This is a genomic window from Kineococcus vitellinus, from assembly GCF_009906315.1.
In the GTDB taxonomy this organism is placed as follows: Bacteria; Actinomycetota; Actinomycetes; order Actinomycetales; family Kineococcaceae; genus Kineococcus; species Kineococcus vitellinus.
Genome location: NZ_JAAALL010000198.1, coordinates 1 through 8,247, shown reverse-complemented (window position 1 = coordinate 8,247; position 8,247 = coordinate 1). Strand labels below are relative to the sequence as shown.

Annotated in this window: 7 protein-coding genes; 5 read left to right on the top strand and 2 right to left on the bottom strand. The window is 79.0% G+C overall.

The window, feature by feature from the left end; all coding sequences use genetic code 11:
• Window positions 1-52 precede the first annotated feature (52 nt).
• The gene (locus GTQ99_RS16030) at window positions 53-1,261 is read right to left on the bottom strand and encodes an MFS transporter (RefSeq protein WP_338075039.1); all 1,209 of its coding nucleotides are present in this window, start codon (window positions 1,259-1,261) and stop codon (window positions 53-55) included.
• 92 nt (window positions 1,262-1,353) lie between these two features.
• Between GTQ99_RS16030 and GTQ99_RS16025 the strand changes: the two genes are divergently transcribed.
• Window positions 1,354-2,238, top strand: a complete 885-nt coding sequence (locus tag GTQ99_RS16025; RefSeq protein ID WP_166616733.1) for a LysR substrate-binding domain-containing protein — start codon at window positions 1,354-1,356, stop codon at window positions 2,236-2,238.
• A 117-nt stretch (window positions 2,239-2,355) separates the two neighbouring features.
• Here GTQ99_RS16025 and GTQ99_RS16020 read toward each other — a convergent pair whose 3' ends face one another.
• Window positions 2,356-2,979, bottom strand: coding sequence for a superoxide dismutase (locus GTQ99_RS16020; protein ID WP_166616732.1), 624 nt, complete (start codon window positions 2,977-2,979; stop codon window positions 2,356-2,358).
• A 145-nt stretch (window positions 2,980-3,124) separates the two neighbouring features.
• Here GTQ99_RS16020 and GTQ99_RS16015 point away from each other — a divergent pair, with 145 nt between their 5' ends.
• The 4 genes from GTQ99_RS16015 to GTQ99_RS16000 form a co-directional block, all read left to right on the top strand.
• Window positions 3,125-3,814, top strand: a complete 690-nt coding sequence (locus GTQ99_RS16015; RefSeq protein WP_338075038.1) for an HAD family hydrolase — start codon at window positions 3,125-3,127, stop codon at window positions 3,812-3,814.
• Window positions 3,815-3,930: 116 nt separating this feature from the next.
• Window positions 3,931-4,314 carry a cold-shock protein gene (locus GTQ99_RS27570; RefSeq protein ID WP_166616731.1) on the top strand — a complete coding sequence of 128 codons (384 nt, stop codon included), beginning with the start codon at window positions 3,931-3,933 and terminating at the stop codon, window positions 4,312-4,314.
• A gap of 2 nt (window positions 4,315-4,316) precedes the next feature.
• Window positions 4,317-5,216, top strand: a complete 900-nt coding sequence (locus GTQ99_RS16005; protein ID WP_338075037.1) for a DUF3027 domain-containing protein — start codon at window positions 4,317-4,319, stop codon at window positions 5,214-5,216.
• A 182-nt stretch (window positions 5,217-5,398) separates the two neighbouring features.
• The coding region (locus GTQ99_RS16000) for a hypothetical protein (protein ID WP_166616730.1) at window positions 5,399-8,247 on the top strand (2,849 nt) is incomplete at its 3' end.

Below are 8,247 nucleotides of genomic sequence, written 5' to 3'. Positions count from 1 at the left end.
CTGCTGGGCGTCGCGGCCGCGGTCGTGCTCGTCGGCGGCGGCGTGGGCGGGGTCATCGGCTACCGGCGGCGGCGGGGCTGAGCGCACCCGCGCGCCGCTCCAGGCGCAGGTCGAGCAGCCACACCGCCACGACGAGGACGCCGAAGCCCGCGCCGACGGCCGCGACGGCCGCCCAGCCGCCCGCCGACCACGCCGCGGAGCCCACCGCGGAGCCGAGCGCCCCGCCCGCGAAGTACGTCGTCATGTAGACGGAGTTCAGCCGCGAGCGCGCCTGCGGGCGCAGCGGGTAGACGACGTTCTGGTTCGAGACGTGCACCGCCTGCAGGAAGGCGTCCGCGAGCAGGAAGCCGAGCACGAACACGGCCACCGACGTCAGCCACGGCGAGGCCGACAGGTACAGCACCCCCCAGGTCAGCACGAGCCCGCCGGCGCCGAGGCCGGTGGCCAGCTGACCGCGGCCGGCGTCGGCCATCCGCCCGGCCGCCTGCGCCACGAGCGCACCCGCCACCCCGGCCAGGCCGACGAGCCCGATCTGCAGCTCGCTGAAGCCGAAGCGCGGTCCGGCCAGCACGAAGGTGCTCGTGGCGAACAGGACCGAGACCCCGGCGAAGCCCAGCCCGCCCAGCAGCGCCCGGGTGCGCAGCCGCGGCAGCTCGCGCACCAGGCGCGCGCCGGAGGCGAGCGTGGCGGCGTAGCCGCCGACGGCCTGCGGCGCGCTGCGCGGCAGCCGCCGGTGCAGCACGAGCGCCAGCACGAGCAGGCCGGCGGCGACGAGGACGTAGGGGGCGTGCCAGCCGGCGACCTCGGCGAGGGCGCCGGAGACGCTGCGGGCCAGCAGGGCGCCCACGAGCAGACCGCTCATGACGGTGCCCACGGCCCGCCCCTCCCGGCCCGGCTCGGCCAGCTCGGCGGCGAAGGGCACGAGCACCTGCGCGGCCACGGAGAAGAGCCCGGCGACGGCCGTGCCGACGGCCAGCACGGCGTACGTGGGCGCCACCGCGCACACCGCGTGCCCGGCGGCGGCCAGCACGGCCAGCACGGTGAGCAGCCGGCGCCGCTCCAGCAGGTCCCCCAGCGGCACGACGAGCAGCAGCCCCAGCCCGTAGGAGACCTGCGAGAGCGTCACGAGCGAGGCCGCGCGGCCCTGGCCGACGCCGAGGTCGGCGGCGATCGCGTCCAGCAGCGGCTGGTTGACGTAGTTGCCGCCGACGGTCAGGCCGGTGGCGACCGCCATGACGAGCAGGAGGGAGCGGGTCAGCACCCGGCCATCGTCGGGCGCCGGGCGCGCACCTGTCCAAGCGATCGCAGGGCGCGCACCGATCGCGGACCGCGATCGGTGCCTAGGCTGCCGCGGTGACCCCCCTGCAGCTGCGCTGCGCGCTGGCCGTGGCCGACGGCCTGCACTTCACCCGCGCCGCCCGCGAGCTGGGCATCGCGCAGTCGGCGCTCAGCCACCAGGTCGCCCGCCTGGAGGAGGAGCTCGGCGCGGCGCTGTTCGAGCGCACCAGCCGGCGGGTGCGGCTGACGGACGCGGGCCGGGCGCTGCTGCCGCGGGCGCGGGCCGTGCTCGCCGAGCTGGACCGGCTGCGCACCGACGTCGTCGCCGCCTCGGGCGCGGTGCGGGGGCGGCTGCGCATCGGCACCATCCCCACGCTGCCCGACGTCCCGCTGCACGAGGTCCTGGCCGGGCTGCGCCTGCGCCACCCCGGCGTGCAGGTCGTGGTGAACGTGCTCAGCAGCGACGTGACGCTGGCGGCGGTCGCCGCCGGCAGCCTCGACGTCGGCTTCGCCGGGGTGGCGCTGGGCACGCCGCTGCCCGGGGTGGAGGCGCAGGTGCTGGCGACCGAGCCGCACGTGGCCGCGGTGGGGGCCGGGCACCCGTGGGCGCAGCGGCGGCGGGTGCGGCTGGCCGACCTGGCCGCCGAGGCCTGCGTCGACTTCCCCGCCGGCACGGGCGGGCGGCGCCAGACCGACGAGGCGTTCAGCGCGGCCCGCCTCACCCGCGAGGTCGTGGTCGAGACCGACTCGGTGCCGCTGCTGCTGGAGCTGGTGCGCGCGGGCGCGGGCGTCGCGCTGCTGCCGCGCTCGGCGGTGCGGGACGTGGCGGGGGTGCACGCCCTGGCCGTCACCGACGGCCCGGCGCGGCGCACCTGCGTCGTGCACGGCGGCGCGGGCTCCTCGGCCGCCACCCGCGCCTTCCTCGCCGAGCTGGCCCTCAGGGCGCCGGGCGGCGGCTGAGGACCCGCGGGGCGGGGACGCCGGAGGGGTGGTCCCGGCTGCCGGGACCACCCCTCCGGCGGCAGCGGTCCGGCGACGCCCCGGGCGGGGACGTCGCCGGGCGTCCCGGCGCGGGCGTCAGGGGACGATGAGCCCGACGGTCCGGGTGCGGGCGGCCTCGAAGCGGCGCTGCACGTCGGCCCAGTTGACGACGTTCCACCACGCCTTGACGTAGTCCGCCTTGACGTTCTTGTAGTCCAGGTAGAAGGCGTGCTCCCACATGTCCAGCATGAGCAGCGGGACGAGACCGAGGGCCAGGTTGCCCTGCTGGTCGTACAGCTGGACGTTGAGCAGCTTCTGCCCCACGGAGTCCCAGGCCAGGATCGACCAGCCGGAGCCCTGCACGCCATTGGCGGTGGCGCTGAAGTGGGCGCGGAAGCCGTCGAAGGAGCCGAAGTGCTCGTCGATGGCGGCGGCCAGCTCGCCGGTCGGCTTGTCGCCGCCGTCCGGGGACATGTTCGGCCAGAACACCGAGTGGTTGACGTGGCCGCCGAGGTGGAAGGAGAGGTTCTTCTCGTGCAGGTTCACCGTGGCCAGGTCGTTCTTCTCGCGGGCCTCGGCGAGCTTCTCCAGCGCGGTGTTGACACCGGCCACGTAGGTGGCGTGGTGCTTGTCGTGGTGCAGCTCCATGATCGCCCCGGAGATGTGGGGCTCGAGCGCGGCGTAGTCGTAGGGCAGGTCGGGAAGCGAGTACTCAGCCATGCGTCGTTCTCCTCTGTCGACGTGCGGTCGCACGGTGACCCTGACGCAGCCCCGGGGGCTGCGCAAGCGGCCGGGCGCCAGCGTCTCACCGCGTGATCACCGGTGCCCGGCGGGGTCCCCGCGGGCGGCGCCTAGGGTGGGACGCGTGGACAGCCCCGCGGTGGACGGCCCCGTGCCCGTCGTCGGCTTCGACCTCGACATGACGCTGGTGGACTCCAGCGAGGGCATCACCGCCACGCTGCGCGCGGTCCTCGCCGAGGTCGGCGTCCACGTCAGCGCCGCCGACACCTGGCCCTGGGCCGGGATGCCGCTGGAGCGCATCGTCGCCGGGCTGGCCCCCGGCACCCCGCCCGCGCAGGTGGAGCGGATCGCGGCCCGCTACAAGCAGCTGTACCCCTCGCTGGGGGTGGCCTCGGTGCGCGCCCTGCCCGGCGCCGCCGCCGCGCTGGCCGCCCCGGCCGCGCACGGCGGGCGCAGCGTCGTCGTCAGCGCCAAGCACGCGCCCAACGTGCACCGCGTGCTGGCCGCGGCCGGCCTGGCGGGCGCGGTGGAGCGCGCCGACGTCAGCGGCGACCTGTTCGCCGAGCAGAAGGGCGTGCGCCTGCGCGAGCTCGGCGCGAGCGCCTACGTGGGCGACCACCCCGGCGACGTGCTGGCCGCGCAGGTGGCCGGCGCGGTCGCCGTCGGGGTGAGCACCGGCGCCCACGACGCCGACGCGCTGCGCGCGGCCGGCGCCGACGTGGTGCTCGCCGGCCTGGAGGACCTGCCCGGCTGGGTGGCCCTGCACGCGCGGCGGCTGCGCGCGGGGAAGAAGGGGGTCCCCGCACCCCGTTAACCTGGGTGCAGACCGCCGTCGCGAGGGGACCGCCCCCGCGCCGGCTCTCAGACACCGATCGCACCGGTGCGCGCGGCCCGCCGCAGCGCCCGGACCCGCAACTGGAGAAGGTTCCCGTGCCGACTGGCAAGGTCAAGTGGTTCGACGCCGACAAGGGGTTCGGCTTCCTCGCCGCCGAGGACGGCGGCGAGGTGTTCGTGCACGCCTCCGCGCTGCCCGCCGGCACCTCGACGCTGGCCAAGGGCAGCCGGGTCGAGTTCGGCGTGGTCCAGGGCAAGAACGGCACCCAGGCCCTGTCCGTGCGCCTGCTGGACCCGGTGCACTCGGTCGCCCGGGCCACCCGCAAGAAGCCCGAGGACATGGTCGTCATCGTGGAGGACCTCATCAAGCTCCTCGACGGCCTCTCCGGCTCGCTGCGCCGCGGCCGCTACCCCGAGAAGGGCGGCGCCGGCAAGGTCGCGACCGTCCTGCGGGCCGTCGCCGACGACCTCGAGGCGTGAGCGTGCCCGAGACCCGCGCGCGGCGCCCCCGCAAGCCGACGCTGGACGCGGCCGCCGCGGCGGCCGTCGACCTGGCCCGCGCCGCCGCCGAGGAGGACGCCGAGCCCGGCACCGTCGGGGAGCACCTCGGCGCCACCGCCGAGGGCGACCGCCTCGTCAGCCACGCCTTCACCTGCCTGCTGCCCGGCTACCGGGGCTGGCGGTGGACGGTCACGCTCAGCCGCGCCTCGCGCGCCCGCAACGTCACCGTCAACGAGGTCTGCCTGCTGCCCGGCGAGGACGCGCTGCAGCCGCCGGAGTGGCTGCCGTGGGTCGAGCGCATCTCCCCCGGCGACGTCGGCCCGCAGGACACGCTGCCGCGCAAGGCCGACGACCCGCTGCTGGAGCAGGGCTACGAGGCCGCCGGGGACGAGGAGGCCGACGCGCTGGCCCTCTTCGAGCTGGGCCTGGGCCGCGAGCGGGTGCTCTCGCCGCTGGGCCGCGACGCGGCCGCCAGCCGCTGGTACGAGGGCGACCGCGGCCCGCGCACCGAGATCGCCGAGAACGCCAAGGGCCAGTGCTCCACCTGCGGGTTCTTCCTGCCCGTCGCGGGGGCGCTGCGGCAGGTGTTCGGCGTCTGCGCGAGCGAGTGGTCCCCCGAGGACGGGCGCGTCGTCAGCGCCGACCACGGCTGCGGCGCGCACAGCGAGACCGACGTCGAGGTCGAGCCGGAGGAGCGCGCCGCGCCCCTCGTCGACGACCTGGCCGCCGACGGCCTGGAGCTCGTGGGCCTGGCCGACCTGCCCGACGAGGCGCCCGACGAGGCGCCCGACGAGGCGCCCGACGAGGCGCCCGACGGGGCGCCCGACGGGCTGCCCGGGGACGCGGGGCCCGACGGGACGGTCGCGGGGACCGGCAGCTGAGGCCCGCGGACCCGTTCGGCGCGCAGGCGCTGCGCGAGCGCGTCCTCGCCGGCTGGAACGCCTCCGCCGCCCGGCTGCGCGAGGACGCCAACGCCGAGGAGGACGCCGCCCTCGGCGCCTACCGCGACCGGCTGGTCGTCGAGCTGGCGCAGAACGCCGCCGACGCCGCCGCGAGCGCCGGCGTGCCGGGGCGGCTGCTGCTGCGCCTGCTCGACGACGACCCGGACGCCCCGGACGCCCCCGGCCCGGGCGGCGGCACCGGTCACGGCGCGCTCGTCGCCGCGAACACCGGCGCCCCGCTGGACGCCGAGGGCGTGCAGGGCCTGGCGACGCTGCGCGCCAGCGCCAAGCGCGAGCCGGCCGACGGGGTCGTCGGCCGCTTCGGCGTCGGCTTCTCCGCGGTGCTGGCGGTCACCGACGAGCCCGTGGTCTCCTCCACGAGCGGCGCGGTCCGCTTCTCGCGCGCCCGCACCGCCGAGCTGCTGGGCAGCGCCGGCTCCCCCGCCGCGCGCGCCGAGGCCGACCGCCGCGGCGGGGCGGTGCCCGTGCTGCGCCTGCCCTTCGCCGCTCCGGACGCCGCGCCGCCGCCGCCCGGCTACGACACCGCCGTCGTGCTGCCGCTGCGCGACCGCGCCGCCCGCGAGCTCGCCGAGCGGCTGCTGGCGGAGGTCGGCGACGTGCTGCTGCTGGCGCTGCCCGCGCTGGGCGAGGTCGTCGTGCAGGTGCCCGGCGCCCCCGAGCGCCGGTGCGCGGACGTCGAGGAGCGCTGGCACGTGCTGCGCCGCCGCGGCCGCCACGAGGCGGCGCTGCTGGCCGGCCGCGGCGTGGAGGAGCGCTCCCGGCGGGGCTGGCAGCTGGCGTGGGCGCTGCCGCGCGCGGGCGGCACCCCGCCGCCGGGCGTGGTGTGCGCCCCCACCCCCACCGACGAGGAGCTGCCCTGGCCGGCGGTGCTCGTGGCGACCTTCCCGCTGGGCCCCGACCGGCGCCGGCTGGCGCCGGGACCGGCGGGCGAGGCGCTGCTGGAGCACGCCGCGCAGGCGTACTGCGACCTGCTCGTGGAGGTCGCCGCCGACGGCGGGGACGCCGTCGCGCTGCTGCCGCACGGCGCGGCCGCCGGGCGCGTGGACGCGCAGCTGCGCCGCCGGGTCCTGGAGCGCGCGCGCGAGGCGCCGCTGCTGCCGGCCGTGGAGGCCGACCCCGACGGCGCGGTGCTGCGGGTGCGCCCGTCCGCGGCGCTCGCGCTCACCGGCGCCGGCGCCGACGACCCGCAGCTGCTGGCCGCGCTGGCCCCGGCCCTGGCGGGCCTGGTCGCGGCACCGCGCGCCCTGGACCGGCTGCTCACCGACCTCGGCGTGCAGCGCCTGTCGCTGGCCGACGTCCTCGACGTGCTGCCCGCGCAGGAGCCGGCGGCCGCGGCCCGCCTGTTCGCGGCGCTGGCACCGCTGGCGGCCGACCCGCTGGCCCGCGAGGCCATGGCGGGGCTGCCGGTGCCGCTGCTGGACGGGCGCGTCGTGCACGGCGCGCGCGGGACGGTCCTGCTGCCCGGGGGCGTCCTGGACGCCGCGGCCGCGGCGGTCCTGGCCCCGCACGGGCTGCGGGTGGTGCACCCGCGCCTGGCCGCGGGTCCCGCGCAGCAGCTGCTGGTGCGCCTGGGGGCGCGCGAGGGCGGGGCGTGGGCCGTCCTGACCGACCCCGCCGTGCGCGCCGCGGTGGCCGCCTCCCCAGACGCCGAGGACCCCGACGCCGTCGCGGACGCCGTGCTGGGCCTGGTCGCGGCGGTCGTGGCCCCCGGGGCGGACCCCGGGCGGGACGCCGACGGGGACGCCGACGTCGACGAGGAGCTGGTGGCCCGTGTCGCGGAGCACCTGCCGTGGCTGGCCGACCTGGCGCTGCCCGACGCCGACGACGAGCTGTGCCCCGCGGGCGCGCTCGTGCTGCCCGGCTCGCTGGCCGAGCGCAGCACGGACCCCGAGGAGGTGGGGCCCGTCTCCCCCGACCTGCTCGCCGCGTGGGGGCCGGGGGTGCTGCGCGCGGTCGGCGTGCTGGCCGCCCCGGCCGTGGTGCGGCCGGGCGAGCTGGACCTGGCCGACCCGGCGGCCGCGCTGGAGCTGGGGCTGGCCGACGCCGACGAGTACGTCGAGCAGGTCTGGGGCGACGTGCTCGACGAGGCCGCCGAGACGGTCGTCGCCGAGGCGGTCGCCGTGCGCGACCTCGACCTCGTCACCGGCGCCTGGCCGCAGGTGCTCGCCGCGCTGGCGGCCACGCCCGGCGGGGTGGCCGCGCTGACCCTGCCCTGGAGCGCCGGCGCGCACCGGCGCACCGGGCTGAGCGCGTGGTGGCTGCGCCGCCACGGCCCGCTGCCCGCCGTCAGCCGCCCGCCCGGCGGGGCCCCGGCGTGGTTGCCGGCCGCTCCGCCGTGGGTGCTGGAGCTGCCCGCCGGGGTGCGCGCCGCGCTCGGCGTCCTCGACGACCTCGGCGCGGCCGGGCCGCAGGACCTGCCGCCGCTGCTGGCCGCGGCGGCGCGCGCGGCCGCGGACGTGCCGGCGCTGGACCTGCTGCGGATCTGGACCGCGCTGGGGCGCGACGCCGCCCGCGTGGTGCCGGGCGAGCCGCCGGCCGCGGTCGCGGCCCTGGACGCGGCCGGGCGCGTGGTGGCCGCCGACCCGGCCGACGTGGTCGTCGTGGACTCCCCCGCCTGGGCGCAGCGGCGCGACCTGGGTCCGCGGGTGCTGGTGCCCGCGGCCGCCGCCGCGGACGTGGCGCGGCTGCTGGACGCCGACCTGGCCTCCGAGCGGGCCGAGGGGCGGCTGCGGCACCCGGCGGGTGCGCTCCGCGAGGTCCCGGCGGCCGTCGCGGCGCTGCTGCCCGGCGCCCCGGCGAGCTGGACGCTGGTGGAGCGGCTGCGCTGCGACGGCGAGGACGTCGGGTTCTGGGTCACCGGCGAGGGGGCGGGCGCCGCCGTCGTGGCGACCGGCGCGGAGGGCGCGGCCCGCGGGCTGGCCAGGCGCCGGCCGCCTGGGCCAGCCCGCGG